Below are 17,724 nucleotides of genomic sequence, written 5' to 3'. Positions count from 1 at the left end.
GTTCAGAGGCTGAGGGTGTCGAGGGCCCACTCGGCCGCCAGGACGCCGCCGAGGCCGAGGACCGCGAGCACGGTCGTGTAGCCGGTACGGACCTTGATCGCCTGGATGACGGAGAGGTTGAAGTACTCCTTGAACAGCCAGAATCCGGGGTCGTTGACGTGGGAGAAGGCGATCGATCCGCACGAGACGGCGAGCACCATCATCTCGGGGTGGGTGCCGCTGCCGGCGAGGAGCGGGAGCACCACGCCGGACGCGGTGACCACGGCGACCGTCGCCGAGCCGAGGGCGATGCGCAGGATGGCGGCGATGAGCCAGGCCAGGATGATCGGCGAGATCGCCCAGTGCTCGGTGATCTCCTTGATGTAGTCGGATATCCCGCCCTCGACGAGGACGTTCTTGAAGGCACCGCCCGCGCCGATGACCAGCAGGATCATCGCCATCGCCTGGGCCGCCGAGGTGCAGGAGGCGCTGACGTCGGCGAGGCTGCGGCCGATGCGCGGCCCGAAGGCCCAGATGGCGAGGAGGAGCGCCAGCAGGAGCGCGATCGGTGCCGAGCCGATGAAGGCGACCCCGTGCAGGAACGCGTTCTCGCCCGAGGTGGCCATGTCGGTGACGGCGGCGCCGGCGATCAGGACCACCGGGAAGAGGGCCACGAAGAGGGACCAGCCCATGCCGGGCATCTCCTCGTCGGTGAACTCGCGCTCGCTGACCAGGCCCTTGGGTATGGAGGGGTTCATCGCCTTCACGAACGGCAGGCGCGGCCAGAGGAGGGCGACGAGCGCACCGGCGGGTACGGCGATGAAGAGGCCGTAGAAGAGGGTGTGTCCGACGGAGGCGTGGAAGGTCGCCGCCACGGCGGTGGGGCCGGGGTGCGGCGGCAGGAAGCTGTGCATGGTGGACAGGGAGATCGACATCGGCAGGCCCACCCACAGCAGGTTCACACCGGTGACCCTGACGAGCGTGAACGCGATGGGCACGATGATGATGAAGGCGACCTCGTAGAACATGGTCACGCCGATGAGCATGGACGTGACCACCATGGCCAGCTGGACGCCGCGCGGCCCGAAGGTGTCGAGCAGTCTGCCCGCGATCCGCTGGGCGGCTCCGGAGTCGCCCATGACCCTGCCGACCATGGCGCCGAGGCCGATGGTGAGCATCGTGTCGCCGATCTGGTCGCCGATGCCCGCCGAGAGGACGTCCGGGATCTCGACCGCCGGGATGCCCTGGACGAGAGCGACGCCCACCGCCACGAGGAGGAGTGCGGCGAAGCCGTTGAGTTTCGTACGGGTCATCAGGAGCAGCAGCACAAGAACGCTGATCCCGACCACGAGGAGCGGCATGTCAGTTCCCCTTTGAACTGTGGAGCGTGTCGAGCTGTCGGACCGCGGCGGCTTTTCGGCCCTGGCGCCGTCCGGCGCGGTGGGGGGCGGCTCAGGCGGTGCGCGGGCGCTCGGCGCCCGCGAGCTTCAGCCCGGCGTCGAGGACGGCCTCCAGGACGGCGAGGTCCTCGGGGCCGGGGTCGGTGAGCGGGGCGCGTACGGGCCCGACCGGCAGTCCTCGCATCCGGGCAGCCGCCTTGACCAGGGACACGGCGTATCCGGGCACCCGGTCGCGCAGTTCGACGAACGGGACGTAGAAGTCGCGCAGCAGTGCGGTGACCGCGGGGTCGTCGCCTTCGCGCAGGGCGGTGAAGAAGGCGTCGGCGATCTCGGGTGCGAAGGCGTGGACGGCCGACGAGTAGGCCGGGACGCCGACGGTGGCGTAGGCGCGCGCCTGGATCTCGGCGGTGGCGGCGCCGTTGAAGAAGAGGAAGCCCTCGGGCGCGGCGAGCGTGAGGCGCTGGAGCCGGTCGAGGTCGCTGTGCCCGTCCTTGAGGCCGACGACGGTGGGGATGCCCGCGATCCGGCGCACGCCGTCGGGCGTGAAGGTGACCTGGCCGCGCTGGTAGGCGATCAGCGGCAGCCGGGTGCCGTCCGCGATCCGGCGGAGCTGCTCGACCAGGCCGTCCTCCGGGGCGGCGACGAGGTAGTGCGGCAGGACGAGCAGGGCGTCGGCGCCGGCCTCCTCGGCGATACGGGCGAAGCGCAGGGCCTGCGCCCAGCCGTAGCCGGTCCCCGCGACCACGGGCAGCCTGCCGCCGGCGATCTCGACCGCCGCGGTGACGACCGCGCGGTACTCGTCCTCGTCCAGCGCGCTGAACTCCCCTGTGCCGCAGGCCGGGAAGAGCGCTCCGGGCGAGGTGGCGACCTGGGCGGTCAGATACCTCCGGTACGCGTCCAGGTCGAGGCCGCCGTCCTCCCGGAAGCTCGTGAGGGGGAAGGCCAGCACCCCGCCCGCCATGCCCTCGCGCAGCCGCTCGACGACCTCCCCGGTCTCCGCACCGGACCGTTCCGCACTGAACCGCTCCACAATCTCATCCCCATATGCAGATGGCGTACATGTATGAGAACGGAGGCTAAGCGGGTGAACGCGACGGGGTCAATGGGTGCGACAGCGCGGATTTAGGATGTGCCCATGCCGGAGAACAGGGGTGTCCGTGGCGTGAAGTCGGCGTCCCGCACCGTCGCACTGCTCGAACTCCTCGCCGCCCGGGGCGACCGGCCGGCCCGGCTCGACGAACTCGCCGAGGAACTGGGCGTACCGCGCAGCAGCATGTACCAGCTCCTGCGGACCCTCGTCGACTGCGGCTGGGTGCGCACCGACACGACGGGCTCGCTGTACGGCATCGGCATCCGCGCCCTGCACACGGGGACGAGCTATCTGGACAGCGACCCTCATGTGCGCGCGGCCCGCCCGTTTCTCGACGAGGCGTCGGACGCGCTCGGCGAGACCATCCACCTGGCCAGGCTCGACGGCCCCAACGTCGTCTATCTCGCGACGCGTGAGTCCCACGAGTACCTGCGCACCATCAGCCGCGTCGGGCGCCGGATCCCGGCCCACGCGGGGGCACTGGGCAAGGCGCTGCTCGCCGAGCACCCGGAGGACCGGCTGCCGCTCCCCGAGGGCCCGCTGGAGGCCCTCACCGGGAACACGCACACGGAGCGCGCCACCCTGCTGGCCGACCTCGCCGCGATCCGCGAGCGCGGCTACTCCATCGACCGCGAGGAGACGGTGACCGGCATCGCCGGCTTCGGCTTCGCCCTGCGCTACGACGCGCCGGCCGTGGACGCCATCAGCTGCTCGGTGCCGGTGGCGCGGCTCGGCGCGAAGCACGAGGCCCGGGTCGTGGCGGTCATGCGGGAGATCAGGTCGAAGATCGAGAGCGCCAGGTCACCCGCGCCCGGCGCACCCGACTGGCGCTGAACCACCCGCGGGCCACCGGCCGCAGGAGACGCGCGCCATCACCGCCGTCCGACCGGCACTGAAACAGCTGCGGGCCACCGGCCGCAGGAGACGCGCGCCATCACCGCCGTCCGACCGGCACTGAAACAGCCGCGGGCCACCGGCCGCAGGGGACCGACCCGCACCGTCACCGGCCGGCGGTCACGGCCTTCAGCGCGTCCAGCGACTCATGGACGAACACGGAGAAGTCGGGGCCGCCGTCCTCGGTGATCCAGCGCGCGAACGCGATCCTGAAGACGGCCATCCCCGCCTCGGCCGCCAGGCTCGCGGCCGGTTCCGTGACACCGCGCAGCCGCAGCGCCTCGGCGAGTCCGGAGGACAGTGACGCCAGCTTGATCAGCTCGCGCTCCTGGAGTTCGGGATGGGCGGCGATGACGGTCTGGCGCTGCCGGGCCAGCTCCCGCCGCTCCTGGAACAGGCCGGAGACGGCCTCCAGGGCCGCCGCCACGGCGTCGATCGGCGGGGCGGACGCGGGGGCTTCGGCGACCGTGCCGACCAGCAGCTCCCGGAGCGGGCTGTCACCCGGGAACAGGACCTCGCGCTTGTCCGCGAAGTGCCGGAAGAACGTGCGCTCGGTGAGACCGGCCCGCTTGGCGATCTCCTTCACGGTGGTCTGCTCGAACCCCCGCTCGCCGTAGAGCTCCAGCGCTGCCTGCTCCAGCCGCCCGCGCGCGTTCGGCTCCCATCGACTCATGCCTTGATCGTACGCGATGACAGCCACTGTCATCAGGTGTACGGTTGATGTCATCAACTGACATCAACCCGCCGCCACACTCCCGCGGCGCTCACGGTCCGGTCAATTGGAGGGCTTTCCCATGCGTGTTCTCGTCACAGGCGCATCCGGCTGGATCGGCTCCGCCGTGGTTCCCGGCCTCATCGGCGCGGGCCATCAGGTCGTGGGGCTCGCGCGCTCCGACGCCTCGGCCGACGCCCTCACCGCCGCCGGGGCCGAGGTGCTCCGCGGCACGCTCGACGACCTCGACACCGTCCGGGGCGGGGCCGCCGCGTCGGACGGCGTCATCCACCTCGCCTTCAAGCACGACGTCGCCTTCTCCGGGGACTTCCAGGGTGCGGCCGACACCGACCGCCTCGTCGTCGAGGCGCTCGGCGAGACGCTCACGGATTCCGGCCGGCCCCTCGTGATCGCCTCCGGGACCGGCCTTCCCTGGCCGGAGTCCGGCCGTCTGCTGACCGAGCGGGACGGGCACGGTCCGGGCCTGCCGGACGCCGCCGCGAACAGCGGTCCGGCGACCCGCGCGGCCACCGCCGAACTGGCGCTCTCCTACGCCTCCCGGGGTGTCCGCGCCTCGGTCGTGCGGCTCCCTCCGACCAACTACGGCGAGGGGGACCCGGGCTTCCTGTCGGCCCTGGTCGCCATCGCCCGCGAGAAGGGGGTCTCGGGCTACATCGGTGACGGGGCCAATCGCTGGCCCGCCGTGCACCGCCTGGACTCCGCGCACCTCTTCCGGCTCGCGGTGGAGAAGGCCCCGGCGGGATCGACCCTGCACGCGGTCGCGGACGAGGGCGTGCCCCTGCGCGAGATCGCCGGGGTCATCGGCCGCCGTCTGGACCTGCCCGTGGTCTCCGTCCCCTCGGAGGAGGCAAGCGCCCACTTCGGCTGGCTGGCCGACTACGTGGCGACCGACGTGCCGGCCTCCAGCACGCTGACCCGCGAGCTGACGGGGTGGCGGCCGACGCGGCCGGGACTGCTCGAAGACCTGGACGAGGGCCACTACTTCACGGCTCCGCCCGCCTGACCGGAGAGCCGGCCGGGCGGCGGGACCCCAGGGGCGGGACCTCCGAGGCCCGGCGGGACCGAGGCCGTCAGGAACCGGCGCGGGGCCCGTGAAGGCCGCCCCGCACCGGTTCTTGACGCTGCGTAAGGCGCGACTCGTCGAGTGCGTCGGGCCGCCCCGCACCGGTTCTTGACGCTGCGTCAGGCGCGCGACCCGTCGAGCGCGTCGAGGAGCCGGTCGATGTCCTCGTCGCTCGTGTACGGCGCGAGACCGACGCGTACGCCGCCCTCCTCGCCGAGGCCGAGCCGCCGGGACGCCTCCAGTGCGTAGAACGATCCGGAGGGGGCGTCCACACCGCGCTCGGCGAGGAGGCGGGAGACCTCGCCCGGCTGCTTCCCGGCCACCGTGAACAGGGTGGTCGGGGTGCGCCGCGCCGCCCGGGAGTACACCGTGACGCCGTCCAGCGACGCCAGGCCCTTCTCGATGCGGGCGCTCAGCCGGTCCTCGTGTGCGGTGAGCGCCGTGAACGCGCGGACCAGGGCCTCCCGCCGGCTGCCCGCGCCGGGGGTGAGACCGGCGAGGAAGTCCACCGCCGCCGTCGCCCCGGCCAGCAGTTCGTAGGGCAGCGTGCCCAGTTCGAAACGTTCGGGCACCTCGTCGCTGGAGGGCAGGAGTTTGTCCGGCCGCAGACTGAGGAGCAGGTCCCGGCGGCCCGTCAGCACACCGAGATGCGGTCCGAGGAATTTGTACGGCGAGCAGACCAGGGTGTCCGCGCCGAGCCGGGCCATGTCGACCGTGGCGTGCGAGGCGTAGTGCACCGCGTCGACGTGGAGGAGCGCGCCGGCCCGGTGCACCAGGTCCGCGACGGCGGGTATGTCCGGGCAGGTGCCGATGAGGTTGGAGGCGGCCGTGACAGCGACCAGCCGGGTGCGCGCGGACAGCACGGCCTCGATGTGCCCGGTGCCCAGCTCGCCCGTGGCGGGGTCGAAGTCGGCCATGCGGACGGTCGCGCCCACCGCCTCCGCCGCCTGCGCCCAGGGCCGGATGTTCGAGTCGTGGTCGAGCCGGGAGACCACCACCTCGTCACCCGGGCCCCAGTCCTTGGCCATGGTGCGCGCCAGGTCGTAGACGAGCTGGGTGGCACTGCGGCCGAACACCACGGCCTCCGGCTCCGAACCGAGCAGATCGGCCAGGGCCCGGCGCGCTCCGACGACGATCGCCTCGGCGTTGCGGGCGCCCTCCGTGAGCGCCCCCCGGTTGGCGAGCGGACGGGTGAGGGCCTCGCTGATGGCGTCGATCACCTGCTGGGGCGTCTGTGTGCCTCCGGGGGCGTCGAAACGGGCGGTGCCCGCTTTCAGCGCGGGGAAGCAGGAACGGATCGCCTGCACATCGAGGGTCGCGCCGGTCTCGTTGGTCTCACTGCTCAAGGGGCACTCCGAAGGGGGATGGGGCGGGCGGCCGGAGCGGCGGGGATCAGCCGACGCGCTCCTTCGCCCTGGGCGGCAGGTAGCTGACGCGGCTCGGGCGCACCCCGAGCCGCACCAGGGACTCCAGGCTCATGATGGCAGCGCCGGTCGGGTCGACGACCGGCACGAAGGGACCACCCTGGGCGAGCCGCTCCTGGAGCGCGCTGCTCACGCCCAGCATCCCGGTGCAGCCGAGCACGATCACATCGGCCTCGCCCGCGTCGACCGCGGCCCTGGCCTGTGCGGTCAGGGCGTCCAGCAGCCGCTCGCCGGGACCGAGGTCCAGGACGGGGATGTCCACGGACCGGATCGAGCCGATCCGCTCCGTCAGACCGTGCCGCCGTACGAGTCCGTGCAGCATCGGCAGGACGTTCGGCAGCACGGTGATCACGCCCGCGCGCTCGCCGAGCGAGAGGGCCGTGAGGACGGCGGGCTCGAACCCGCCGACCACGGGAATGTCCACGATCTCCCTGGCTGCGCGCACGGCGGGGTCGGCGAAGCAGCTGACGAAGACGGCGTCCGCTCCGTCCTCGGCGGCCTCACGGACGGCGTCGAGGATGCCGGGGCCGGCGAGTGCCTCGTCGTACTCGGACTCGATGGAGTCGGTGCCGCGCGCGATACGGCGTACGTCGATCTCCGTACCGGGCGATGCCCAGGCCGCCACCTCCTTGCGGACCTCCTCGGTGAACGTGTCGGTGATGACGGGGAGCACGACCGTGAGCTTCACAGGACCTCCAGGTGAGGACGGACAGCTTTCCGAGCAAGCTTTCCGAGCAGGCTGCGCCCGGTGGCGGCGCCCTCACAAGGTGCGCGGCGCCCTGTCGGGGCGGCACGGGAGTGCGCAGTGCACAGTGACGCGCCCGGCCCCCACGTCGCGGCTCTCCTGTCCCTCGGGGCGCTCATCGCTCGCACGGGTCCCCTGGCTCACATGGCCTGATCTCTGCGGTGCACAGTGCACTCCTCTCCCCCACTTCCTGTGCACATCGCACCGTGACCGGGTGGACCGGCAGCCATAACCTCACCGGAACCGCTGCTACACGTCCCCTGGAGTGCTCATGGCGTCATCCGCAGGACACGACGACTACGCGCTGGCCCGCGTCCCCTCGGGCGCCCGGTACCACTGGTTCTCGGTGGCGACCCAGCGCTTCGGCCAGCTCAGCACCCTGGCCAGTTTCCTCATCGGCGCCACCCTCGGCTTCGGCATGACCTTCTGGAACGCCGTACTGGCCATCACGCTGGGCGCGGTCGTCCTGGAGGTCCTGACGATCTTCACCGGCATCGCCGGGCAGCGGGAGGGCATGTCCACCTCGCTGCTCGCCCGCTGGACCGGATTCGGCACCGGCGGCGCCTCGCTGATCGGGCTGGCGATCAGCATCAGCGCCATCGGCTGGTTCGGCATCCAGAACGCCGTCTCCGCGGAGGGGCTCGTCGACCTCGTGGGCGGCCTGCCCGGCTGGGCCTGGTCCCTGATCTGCGGACTGGTCATCACCGCGATCGTCGTCTACGGCGTCGGGTCGATGGCCTGGGCCGCCTACATCACCGTGCCGGCCTTCCTGCTGATGGCCGGCTGGTCCATCGCCGTGGAGCTGGGCAAGCACGACCTCGGCGCGCTGACCTCCGCGCAGCCCGCGGGGCCGCCGCTCTCGCTGCTCCAGGGCACCACCATCGTCGCGGGCGGCTTCATCGTGGGCGCGGTGATCACCCCGGACATGAGCCGCTTCAACCGCACCCAGGGCGACGTGGTCAAGCAGACGGTCGTGGGCATATCGGTCGGCGAGTACGTGATCGGGCTGATCGGCGTGCTGCTCGCCCTCGCGCTGCGCACCAACGACGTGATCGCGATCGTCACGTCCACATCGGGCTTCCTCGGGACCCTCATCATCGTCGCGGCCACCATCAAGGTGAACGACTGGAACCTCTACGCGGCCTCCCTCGGCGTGGTCAACTTCGTCCGGCAGGCCTTCGGCAGGAAGGTGAGCCGCGCCGCCGTCACGGTGGTCGTGGGCGTCACCGGCTCCTTGCTCGGCGCGGCGGGAGTGCTCGACAGCTTCACCGGTTTCCTCAATCTGCTGGGTGTCCTCTTCCCGCCGATCGCCGGGATCATGGTCGCCGAGTACTTCGTCTCCCGGGTGTTCCGCGCCCCGCTCGACGAGAGCCGTCCCTCGGGCTCCCTCCCGCCGAGCGCGCCCTCCTGGGTCCCGGCATCGCTCGGCATCTGGGCCGTGGCCGCTGTCGTCGGCAAGTACGTGGACTGGGGTCTGCCCTCGATCAACTCGGTGGTCGTGGCCTTCGTGCTCTACGCCGCGGCGGCGCGCCTCGGCCTGATCCGCGGGACCGGCACCGCCGCGACCGACGATGGGGAGCCGGCCCCCGTGCCCGGCGCCGCCGAGCCCCGGACCGCCTGACGACACGGCCGGCCGCACCCGGCCGGCCGGGCCCGCGCGGCCCTGACCGGCCGGGCACAACGAGAAAGGACAACCCACATGCTCCGACTGGGCATCGACGTGGGCGGCACCAATACGGACGCCGTGCTCGTCGACGGCGAACAGGTGCTGGGCGCCGTGAAGGCGTCCACCACCGCCGACGTCACGGGCGGCATCGTCGCCGCCATCCGCGATCTGCGGCAGACCACGGGCTTCGACCCGGCCGCCGTGCACGCGGTGATGATCGGCACCACCCACTTCATCAACGCGCTGGTGGAGGGCGAGCGGCTGGCGCAGACCGCCGCCATCCGCTTCGGCCTCCCCGCCACCCGCGCCCTGCCGCCGCTGGTGGACTGGCCCACCCGGCTGACCACCGCGATCGGCGGCCACAGCTATCTCTGCCACGGTGGCCACGAGTACGACGGCAGCCCCATCGCCCCGTTCGACGAGCGGGAGTTCCGGGACGTCCTGGCCAAGGCCGCCGACGCAGGGGCGACCTCGTTCGCGCTGTCCTCGGTGTTCTCCCCGGTGAACGCCGAGTTCGAGACCCGTGCCGCGGAGATCATCGCCGAGCAGCTGCCGGGCGCTCCGGTCAGCCTGTCGCACGAGATCGGCCGCATGGGCCTCCTGGGCAGGGAGAACGCCACCGTCATCAACGCGGCCCTGCGGGACCTGGCCGACCAGGTGGCCACCGGGCTGAGCCGTACGGTCGCCGAGGCGGGCATCACCGCCCCGGTCTTCCTCAGCCAGAACGACGGCACGCTGATGGACGTCGACTACGCCCGCCGCTATCCCGTGGCGACGTTCGCGTCCGGCCCGACCAACTCCATGCGGGGCGCGGCCTTCCTGTCCAGGCTGCGTTCCTGCGCGGTCGTCGACATCGGCGGCACCACCAGTGACGTCGGCATCCTGCGCAACGGCTTCCCCCGCGAGGCGTCCACCGACGTCACCGTGGCCGGTGTGCAGACCAACTTCCGCATGCCCGACGTGCTGTCGATCGGCATCGGCGGTGGCAGCCATGTGCTCGACGGGCCGTCCGGGGCGGCCGTCGGCCCCGCCAGCGTCGGCTACCGGCTCACCGAGGAGGCGCTCGTCTTCGGTGGCGCCAGGCTGACCGCCACCGACATCGCGGTGGCCGCGGGCCGCGCCGAGGTCGGCGATCCGTCGCTCGTCGCGCACCTGGACCGCTCGACGGTCGACGCCGCGCTCCGGGTCATCGACGACCGGCTCGCCGAGGTCGTCGACCGGATGCGCGCCTCCGCCGAACCGGTGCCCGTCGTCGCCGTCGGCGGCGGCAGCATCCTGGTGCCCGAGGACCTCGCGGGAGCCTCGCACGTCGTGCGGCCCGACCACTTCGCCGTGGCCAACGCCATCGGCGCGGCGATCGCCCAGGTGGGCGGTGAGGTCGACCGGGTCTACTCGGTCACGCCGCAGCAGCGGGACGCCGTCCTCGACGAGGCCCGCCAGGAGGCCGTCGACCGCGCCGTCGCGGCCGGCGCGCGCCCCGCGTCGGTGGAGATCGTCGACGTGGAGGAAGTACCGCTCGCCTACCTTCCCGGCAACGCCGCGCGCATCCGGGTCAAGGCTGTCGGAGAACTGAGCCTGGGAGGCCACGATGCGTGAGATCACTGCCGAGAACCTGCCCGACCTGGCGCGCGGCGCCGCCGTCCTCGGCACCGGCGGCGGCGGGGACCCCTTCGTCGGCAGGCTCCTCGCCCAGCAGGCGCTCGCCGTCCACGGGCCGGTCACCCTCCTGGACGTGGACGAGATCGAGGACGACGCCCTGGTCATCCCCACGGCCTTCATGGGCGCGCCCACCGTGATGCTGGAGAAGCTGCCCGCCGGCGACGAGGTCCTGAACGCGATGCGCGCCATCGAGGACCTCCTCGGCCGGAAGGCCACCCACACGGTGTCCATCGAGGCGGGCGGCCTGAACTCCATGACCCCGTTCGTCGCCGCGGCCGAGGCGGGCATCCCGCTGATCGACGCCGACGGCATGGGCCGTGCCTTCCCCGAGCTCCAGATGCTGCTGCCGACCCTCGGCGGGGTGAAGGCGTCCCCGATGGCCCTCGCCGACGAGCGGGGCAACGCCGTGAGCCTGCGTACGCCCGACAACGCCTGGGCCGAACGCCTCGCCCGCGCCTCGACCGTGGAGATGGGGTGCAGCGCGGCGGTCAGCCTGTACGTCCTGACGGGACGGCAGGTCAAGGATCTGATGGTGCCCGGCACGATGACCCTGTGCGAGCGGATCGGCCGCGCCATCCGCGAGGCGCGCGAGGGGCACGCCGACCCCGTCGCCGCGGCGGCGGAGGTTCTCGGCGGGCACCTGGTCTTCACCGGCAAGGTCGGCGACGTCCTCCGCAGCACCAGCGGAGGCTTCGCCCGGGGCTCCGCCCGGCTCGCCGGTCTGGCCGGGGACGCGGGATCGGCCCTGGAGCTCTCCTTCCAGAACGAGAATCTCGTGGCCACCCGCGACGGCGAGGTCGTCGTCAGCGTGCCCGACCTGATCTGTGTCCTGGACACCGACACCGGGGAGCCGGTCACCACCGAGACCCTCCGGTACGGCCTGCGGGTCAGCGTCCTCGGCGTGCCCTGCGACCCGCGCTGGCGCACCCCCGAGGGACTCGCCCTGGCGGGACCCGGCTATTTCGGGTACGAGCACGCGTACGTGCCGCTGCCGGCCGTCGAAGTGTGATGATCGAAGGGTGACGCCGCACCCCTCATCCCCCGGCCCCGCCCCGCACCGGCTGTCCGCGGACCAGGTGGGCGATCTGGCCGCCGGAGCCACCCTGCTCGGCTCCGGCGGCGGTGGCGAGGTCGGCACCGGAGCACTGCTGCTGCGGCGGCTGCTCGCCGGGGCTCCCCTTCCGTACGTACCGGCGGCGGCGCTGCCTCCCGGCGCCCTCGTGGTGCACGTCGGCCTCGTCGGCGCCCCGGACGTGCTCGCGGAACGGCTCGTCAACCCGGACGACTTCGCCGCCGCCGTGCGTACGGCGGCCGAAGCGGCCGGTGCCCCGGCCGGTGCCGTGGGGGTGCTGGAGATCGGCGGCCTCAACGCCGTCGTCGCCGCGCTGGCCGCCTGTCGCACCGGGCTGCCGCTCGTGGACGGCGACCTGATGGGGCGTGCCTTCCCCCGCATCGACCAGACGGTGGCCGCCCTGCACGGCCTGGCCCCGCAGCCCCTCGTGCTGGTGGGCCCCGGCGGCGACACCGTCGTGGTACCCCGGTGCTCCCCCAGGCTCGCGGAACCCCTGCTGCGGGCGAACGTGCTCGCCCTCGGCGGAGCCGCCGCGATGGCCGTCCACCCCGTGGAGGCGGGGCGGCTCGCCCGGATCGGGGTGGGCGGATCGGTCAGCGCCTGCCTGGAGCTGGGCGGCCGGTTCCGCGCGGCCGTCGAGGACCCCGGTCTCACCCCTCAGGGGCTCGCGGCCGCGCTCGGCGGGGATCTGCTGGCCGCGGGCCGTGCCGAGGAGATCGTTCCGCGTCACGGACAGCTGCCGGGCACGGTCACACTCATCGACCGGGGCAGCGGCGCGGTGGTGCGCGTGGACCTGCTCGACGAGTTCCTGGCGGTGACGGTGGACGGGGTCGTACGTGCCGCGAGCCCGCAGATCATCGCGGCCGTCGATCCGAGCGGGCGCCACACCCTGCGCTCCGACCAGATCCGTACGGGCCAGGACCTGACGCTGGTCCGTCTGCCCGCCCTCTACGACTGGCCCGACGCCGGTGCCGCGCTCGTCGGGCCCGCCGCCTTCGGACTCGATCTGGACATGGAACCTCCGCGTCCGCGCGGCCACGCGGACGCGGGGCGGGGAAGGTGACGGCCGTGACGGCGGGACCCACGGTGGCCGACCTGCTCGCCGACCCCCTGCTGAACGGCGCGCGGACCCTCGCGGGGCACGCCGGCCTGGAACGCCCGGTCACCGATGTGACGTCGCACCGGACCACCCCCTTCGACGTGGCCGGGCATCTGGTGGTCTGCGACGCGGGTGACACCACCCCCGCCTACCGCCTGGACTCGCTCGTCCGCCGGTCGCAGGAGGCCGGGGCCGCCGCGCTGTGCGTCATGACGACCAGCGCGGACAGGCCGCCGCTCTCCGCGATCCGTCTCGCGGACCGGCTGCGCATCCCGGTGCTGTGGGCGGTGACCGAGGACCCGTTCAGGCTGGCGCTCGACCTCACCCTCCGCGTCCGCGCGCCCGAGGTCCTGCGGGCCCGCGCCGTGGAGACCCTGGTGCGCCGGCTGGGCACCCGTACGCAGGGCCCCGACCTGCTGGCGGCGGCGCATGATGTGCTCGCGGCGGACATCAGCCTGCTCACCCCGGACGGCAGTGTGATCCTCGGGGACCCCGTGCCGCTGCTCGGAACCCTGCGCGCGGAGCTGGCCGTTCCGCAGCGCACCGCGCGTCTGGTGGCCCACCCCGTCCATCCGTCCGGCGGTGACGAGCCGTCACGCCCCGCCCCTGTCGGCGCCTGGCTGGTCTGGCCGTACGACCGTGCCGACCGGGCGCGGACCGACACGGTCGCGCTGGGTCTGGCGGTCCTGGAACCCTTCGTCCGGTCCTGGCTCGGTGCGGCACGCACCAGGGCGGACCACGACTCCGCCGCGCGCCTGCGGCTGCTGGAGGAGGTCCTCGCCGGTGGTGCCACCGTCAGCCGAGGGGTGGTCGAGCGGGCCGTCGCCCTCGGCTGGCGGCTGGAGGACTGGCATGTCGGGCTCCGCGTCCTGGCCGACGGCCCGGGTCCGCCCGGCACCGACGCCGCCGAACTGACCGCCGCACTCTCGCGGCACGGCCTCGACGCGCAGACCGTCGCCGAGCACGAGGGCGCCTGGGCGGCCTGGACGAGCAGCGTGCGGCGGCCCGCCCCGGACGACCCGCGCCGTCTGCTGCGCCTCGTGCGCCGCGCGCTCGCCGAACTCCCCTCGCGCGGACGGCTGGTGGCGGGCATCGGCTGGCCCCACCAGGGACCCGGCGGTCTGGCGGACACGCTCGACGAGGCGAACAACGCGGCCCAGCTGGCCCGGGCCAGGGAGTTCCGCCCGGCCGTCGAGCACACGGACGAGCTCGGCGTGAGCCGTCTGCTGGCGACCTGGCAACAGTCCGATGTCACCCGTGCCTTCGCGGAGACGGCCCTCGCGCCGCTGCGCTCCCCCGACCAGGCCCATCTGCTGACCACCTTGCGGGTGTTCCTGGAGAACGGCGGTTCCGCGACGGGCACCGCGCGGGCCCTGGGTCTGCACCGCAACACCGTGTCGGCGCGGCTGCGCCAGGTCAGGGAGCGGCTGGGCGTCGACCTCGACGATCCGAGCCGCCGCCTGGCCCTGCAGATGGCCTGCCGGGCGCTCTGAAGCGGGCCGTGGCACGGGAACGGGGGCCGTCGGCGGACGGCCCCCGTTGCGGGCGATGGGCAGCGGGCCGCGGTCCCGGCCGCTGCCTCCCGCTTTCCGGTCCCCGGAACTCCGGGGATCAACGGTCCCGGACGGACGCCGGGACCACGCCGTTATCCGGCGTACGTCTCGAACTCGGCGACCTTCGGGGTCCCCGTCGATCCGGTGATCTCGAAAGTGATCTTCTTGAGCGACGTCGCGGTGAACGAGATGGTGCCCGCGCCGCTGCCGGACTTCAGGACGGCACCGGTGTCACCGTTGAGGACCCGCCAGGAGCCGATGGCGCCGGTGGAACCCGAGGCCTCCCGGATGTTGATCTTCGATACGGAGGTGGCGGTGCCCCACTTGACGGAGACGGACCCGGTCGAGCCCGCCGGGGACCAGAAGGTGCTCAGGTCACCGTCGCGCACGTTGCCGTAGCTCGTCCCGTCGGCCTTGCTGGTGCCGTCGGCGCCCGCACCGATGCTGAGGTTGGTCCCGCTCGGCGTGGTCGGGTCCGGCGTCGGCGTGGTGGGGTCGGGCGTGGGGGTGGTGGGGTTGGGCGTGGTCGGCGTCGGGCTCGGCGTCTGCGGCGAGCAGCTGCCGTCCGAGACCTTCAGCCCCTTGTTGGCGCCGGCGGTCGCGGCCACGACGGAGGGCACGCAGTTCGTGGCGTCGAGCGCGAAGGGGTAGGGGATGCTGACGCTGGTGTTGGACGTGGGGTTCGGGCCGGCGGGGTTGTTGTCGGTGCCGCGGGCCGACCAGGTCACGTTGTCGAACGTGTTGCCGCTGACCTGCCAGTATCCGGCCGCGTCCGTGTAGAACGTACCCAGGACGTCCTTGGAGTCCTTGAAGTAGTTGTTGTCGACCTTGGCCTTCGCCCCGGCCCGGGAGTTGATGCCGGACTCGTTGAGCTTCACGTAGTAGTTGTTGTACATGTGGGCGATCCCGCCGCGCAGCAGGGGCGCACGGGAGTCGATGTTCTCGTACAGGTTGTGGTGGTACGTGATGAAGCCGTTGGAGAGCTCCGTCTCGCTGGACCCGACGAGGCCGCCACGCCCGGAGTTGCGCAGGGTGCTGTAGGACAGGGTCACGTACTGCGTGTTGTCCTTCATGTCGAAGAGGCCGTCGTAGCCCTCCGACTCACCGCCGGACGCCTCCAGGGTCGTGTGGTCGACCCAGACGTTGCGGACGTCGCTCTCCATGCCGATGGCGTCACCGCCGTTGGAGGTGGGCGAGCCCGACTTCTTGACGTTCTTGACGGTCACGTTCTGGATGATGATGTTGCTGGACTCACGGATGTGGATGCCCAGCTGGTCGAAGACGGCGCCGCTGCCGACGCCGACGATCGTGATGTTGCTGACCTGCTTGAGCTCGATCACCCCGGCCGCGGTGTTGCAGCTGTCGCCCGACACCTTGGCGGTGTTGGCGTGGTTGATCGTGCCCTCGACCTCGATGGTGATCGGAGTGCTGCTGCTGGCCCGGGTGCACAGGGCCGTGTGGATCGCGGTCCCGGTGGTGGCCCGCACGGTCTGGCCGCCCGCACCTCCGGTGGTCCCGCCGTTCTGCGTCGCGTAACCGGTGGCGCTTCCGCTCACCGCCGCCGATGCCTCGGGCATCGTCAGAACGACTGCGGTGGCTCCCGCCATGGCCAGGGTGGCCGTGGCCGCGAGAAGCCGCCGTGCGACTGGTCGTCTCATGTTCGTGTCCCCATTCGTCATTCGTCTTCGCATGCTGGGTGGTGCCGCTGAATGCGATCGGGCAACGAACGCACCGCTGCCCGGACGTGCGAGGCCGCCGGCGTCGGCCGCGCGATGACGTGTGCCATGCGTGGTGCGGCGAGCCGGCTTCCCTGGTGAAGCCCTGTGCCGGACCGGTGGCGGCTCATGCGCGACCGCCACGGGAGCCACCGCGTCGGACGCTTCCACCGGAACGGCGTTCAGGAAGGGGGAAAGCGCTTTCTGTCCGCGACAATAGATCGGCCCCGGGCGAGCTGACAAGGTTCATGACACGTAAGAAAGATTCGGGAAGCACGAGCAACCACCCGCCGGAAAAGGGCAGTTGACCCTTTCTGACGGGTGGTTTTGCGGAGAGGCGTCCCGGAATGGGGGGCGGCTCGGGGGTCAGCCCTTTCGGGTCATGAACTCCTCGGCACGCTGCGGGACGACACCGGCGACGCTCACGCGTCGAGCCCTCCTCGCTTGACCAGCTGGCTCGCGATGACGTTGCGCTGGATCTCGTTGGTGCCCTCGCCGACGATCATCAGCGGGGCGTCACGGAAGTAGCGCTCCACGTCGAACTCGGTCGAGTAGCCGTAACCGCCGTGGATGCGTACGGCGTTGAGGGCGATCTGCATGGCCGTCTCGGAGGCGAACAGCTTGGCCATGCCGGCCTCCATGTCCACCCGGCGTCCGGCGTCCGCCTCGCGGGCGGCGTACAGGGTGAGCTGGCGGGCCGCCGTGAGCGAGGTGGCCATGTCGGCGAGGTAGTTGCCGACGGACTGGTGCTTCCAGATCGGCTTGCCGAACGACTCCCGCTCCTGGGCGTAGGCGAGGGAGTCCTCCAGCGCGGCCCGGCCGACGCCGAGCGCGCGGGCGGCGACCTGAAGGCGGCCGGTCTCCAGGCCCTTCATCATCTGGCCGAAACCATGCCCCTCGACCCCGCCGAGCACGGCGTCGGCCGGCGCCCTGTAGCCCTCGAAGGACAGCTCGCAGCTCTCCACCCCCTTGTAGCCCAGCTTGGGCAGATCGCGGGAGACGGTCAGTCCGGGTCCGTGCTCGACGAGCAGGATGGAGATCCCCCGGTGCGCGGGGGACGCCTGCGGGTCCGTCTTGCACAGCAGCGCGATCAGCTGCGACCGGCGCGAGTTGGTGATCCAGGTCTTGGCTCCGTCGACGACGTACGCGTCCCCGTCCCTGCGGGCGACGGTGCGCATGGCCTGGAGGTCCGAGCCGCCGCCCGGCTCGGTCAGGGCCATGGTCGCCCTGACCTCCCCGGTGGCCACCCTCGGCAGGTAGCGCCGCTTCTGCTCCTCGGTGCCGAAGCGCAGCAGCAGCTTGGCGACGACGGTGTGGCCGCCCATGGCGCCGGCCAGGCTCATCCAGCCCCGGGCCAGCTCCTCGGTGATGAGGACGTAGCAGGGGGTCGACACCGGTGTGCCCCCGTACTCCTCGGGGACCGCGAGGCCGAAGATGCCGAGTTCCTTCATCTTCTCGATGAGGGCCTCGGGATAGGTGTTGGTGTGGTCGAGTTCCTGCGCGACCGGCTTGATGTCCTTGTCGACGAAGTCGTGCACCGTGCTGACGATGAACTGCTCGTCCTCGGACAGGATGTCGAGGGTGCTCATGTGGGGCGGCCTCCTTGGCGCGGTCCTGCTCGGGTGTCGGGGG

Annotated in this window: 14 protein-coding genes; 7 read left to right on the top strand and 7 right to left on the bottom strand. The window is 72.3% G+C overall.

From position 1 onward, the window contains the following. Positions 1-2 precede the first annotated feature (2 nt). Positions 3-1,340: a gluconate:H+ symporter gene (locus ACWCQM_RS24355; RefSeq protein WP_267080266.1), complete on the bottom strand. Its 1,338-nt coding sequence runs from the start codon at positions 1,338-1,340 to the stop codon at positions 3-5. Positions 1,341-1,431: 91 nt separating this feature from the next. Then, a complete protein-coding gene (locus tag ACWCQM_RS24350; RefSeq protein WP_450917361.1) occupies positions 1,432-2,340 on the bottom strand; it encodes a 5-dehydro-4-deoxyglucarate dehydratase in 909 nt (302 codons plus the stop codon). A gap of 174 nt (positions 2,341-2,514) precedes the next feature. On the opposite strand from ACWCQM_RS24350, the gene ACWCQM_RS24345 reads away from it, so the two are divergent. Beyond that, positions 2,515-3,303 carry an IclR family transcriptional regulator gene (locus ACWCQM_RS24345; RefSeq protein WP_450917268.1) on the top strand — a complete coding sequence of 263 codons (789 nt, stop codon included), beginning with the start codon at positions 2,515-2,517 and terminating at the stop codon, positions 3,301-3,303. A 166-nt stretch (positions 3,304-3,469) separates the two neighbouring features. Here the strand turns inward: ACWCQM_RS24345 and ACWCQM_RS24340 are convergent, their stop codons facing one another. Beyond that, on the bottom strand, positions 3,470-4,036 hold the full coding sequence (locus ACWCQM_RS24340) for a TetR family transcriptional regulator (RefSeq protein ID WP_450917267.1): 567 nt from the start codon (positions 4,034-4,036) through the stop codon (positions 3,470-3,472). Positions 4,037-4,157: 121 nt separating this feature from the next. On the opposite strand from ACWCQM_RS24340, the gene ACWCQM_RS24335 reads away from it, so the two are divergent. Next, positions 4,158-5,099 (top strand): SDR family oxidoreductase, encoded by a 942-nt coding sequence (locus ACWCQM_RS24335; protein ID WP_450917266.1) that lies wholly within the window; start codon positions 4,158-4,160, stop codon positions 5,097-5,099. 179 nt (positions 5,100-5,278) lie between these two features. Here ACWCQM_RS24335 and ACWCQM_RS24330 read toward each other — a convergent pair whose 3' ends face one another. Both ACWCQM_RS24330 and ACWCQM_RS24325 read right to left on the bottom strand, forming a co-directional pair. Continuing rightward, the gene (locus ACWCQM_RS24330) at positions 5,279-6,505 is read right to left on the bottom strand and encodes a cysteine desulfurase-like protein (RefSeq protein ID WP_450917265.1); all 1,227 of its coding nucleotides are present in this window, start codon (positions 6,503-6,505) and stop codon (positions 5,279-5,281) included. Positions 6,506-6,551: 46 nt separating this feature from the next. Continuing rightward, entirely contained in the window at positions 6,552-7,271 is a 720-nt protein-coding gene (locus ACWCQM_RS24325; protein ID WP_450917264.1) for an aspartate/glutamate racemase family protein, read from the bottom strand. Between the two features lie 328 nt (positions 7,272-7,599). Here ACWCQM_RS24325 and ACWCQM_RS24320 point away from each other — a divergent pair, with 328 nt between their 5' ends. The 5 genes from ACWCQM_RS24320 (at position 7,600) to ACWCQM_RS24300 (ending at position 14,317) form a co-directional block, all read left to right on the top strand. Then, on the top strand, positions 7,600-8,949 hold the full coding sequence (locus ACWCQM_RS24320; protein WP_450917263.1) for a purine-cytosine permease family protein: 1,350 nt from the start codon (positions 7,600-7,602) through the stop codon (positions 8,947-8,949). Positions 8,950-9,027: 78 nt separating this feature from the next. Further along, positions 9,028-10,590, top strand: coding sequence for a hydantoinase/oxoprolinase N-terminal domain-containing protein (locus tag ACWCQM_RS24315; protein ID WP_450917262.1), 1,563 nt, complete (start codon positions 9,028-9,030; stop codon positions 10,588-10,590). Beyond that, complete coding sequence (locus ACWCQM_RS24310; RefSeq protein ID WP_450917261.1) at positions 10,583-11,662, top strand: DUF917 domain-containing protein; 1,080 nt, start codon at positions 10,583-10,585, stop codon at positions 11,660-11,662. Before ACWCQM_RS24315 ends, ACWCQM_RS24310 begins: the two co-directional genes overlap by 8 nt. A 10-nt stretch (positions 11,663-11,672) precedes the next feature. Next, on the top strand, positions 11,673-12,788 hold the full coding sequence (locus ACWCQM_RS24305) for an S-methyl thiohydantoin desulfurase domain-containing protein (RefSeq protein WP_450917260.1): 1,116 nt from the start codon (positions 11,673-11,675) through the stop codon (positions 12,786-12,788). A 5-nt stretch (positions 12,789-12,793) separates the two neighbouring features. Continuing rightward, complete coding sequence (locus ACWCQM_RS24300) at positions 12,794-14,317, top strand: helix-turn-helix domain-containing protein (RefSeq protein WP_450917259.1); 1,524 nt, start codon at positions 12,794-12,796, stop codon at positions 14,315-14,317. Positions 14,318-14,469: 152 nt separating this feature from the next. Here ACWCQM_RS24300 and ACWCQM_RS24295 read toward each other — a convergent pair whose 3' ends face one another. Together ACWCQM_RS24295 and ACWCQM_RS24290 are read right to left on the bottom strand one after the other, a co-directional pair. Further along, a complete protein-coding gene (locus tag ACWCQM_RS24295) occupies positions 14,470-16,035 on the bottom strand; it encodes a pectate lyase family protein (protein WP_450917258.1) in 1,566 nt (521 codons plus the stop codon). A 479-nt stretch (positions 16,036-16,514) separates the two neighbouring features. After that, on the bottom strand, positions 16,515-17,681 hold the full coding sequence (locus ACWCQM_RS24290) for an acyl-CoA dehydrogenase family protein (RefSeq protein ID WP_450917257.1): 1,167 nt from the start codon (positions 17,679-17,681) through the stop codon (positions 16,515-16,517). Positions 17,682-17,724: the final 43 nt, after the last annotated feature.

Source organism: Streptomyces sp. NPDC002125, assembly GCF_053593715.1.
Note: the sequence above shows the minus strand (reverse complement) of the source record. Positions and strands in the feature narration are given on the sequence as shown.

Coding starts and splice junctions, on each gene's coding strand:
- ACWCQM_RS24295 (WP_450917258.1), bottom strand. CDS start 16,035: ATGAGACGACCAGTCGCACGGCGGCTTCTCGCGGCCACGGCCACCCTG.
- ACWCQM_RS24335 (WP_450917266.1), top strand. CDS start 4,158: ATGCGTGTTCTCGTCACAGGCGCATCCGGCTGGATCGGCTCCGCCGTG.
- ACWCQM_RS24340 (WP_450917267.1), bottom strand. CDS start 4,036: ATGAGTCGATGGGAGCCGAACGCGCGCGGGCGGCTGGAGCAGGCAGCG.
- ACWCQM_RS24355 (WP_267080266.1), bottom strand. CDS start 1,340: ATGCCGCTCCTCGTGGTCGGGATCAGCGTTCTTGTGCTGCTGCTCCTG.
- ACWCQM_RS24345 (WP_450917268.1), top strand. CDS start 2,515: ATGCCGGAGAACAGGGGTGTCCGTGGCGTGAAGTCGGCGTCCCGCACC.
- ACWCQM_RS24290 (WP_450917257.1), bottom strand. CDS start 17,681: ATGAGCACCCTCGACATCCTGTCCGAGGACGAGCAGTTCATCGTCAGC.
- ACWCQM_RS24310 (WP_450917261.1), top strand. CDS start 10,583: ATGCGTGAGATCACTGCCGAGAACCTGCCCGACCTGGCGCGCGGCGCC.
- ACWCQM_RS24320 (WP_450917263.1), top strand. CDS start 7,600: ATGGCGTCATCCGCAGGACACGACGACTACGCGCTGGCCCGCGTCCCC.
- ACWCQM_RS24315 (WP_450917262.1), top strand. CDS start 9,028: ATGCTCCGACTGGGCATCGACGTGGGCGGCACCAATACGGACGCCGTG.
- ACWCQM_RS24350 (WP_450917361.1), bottom strand. CDS start 2,340: ATGGCGGGCGGGGTGCTGGCCTTCCCCCTCACGAGCTTCCGGGAGGAC.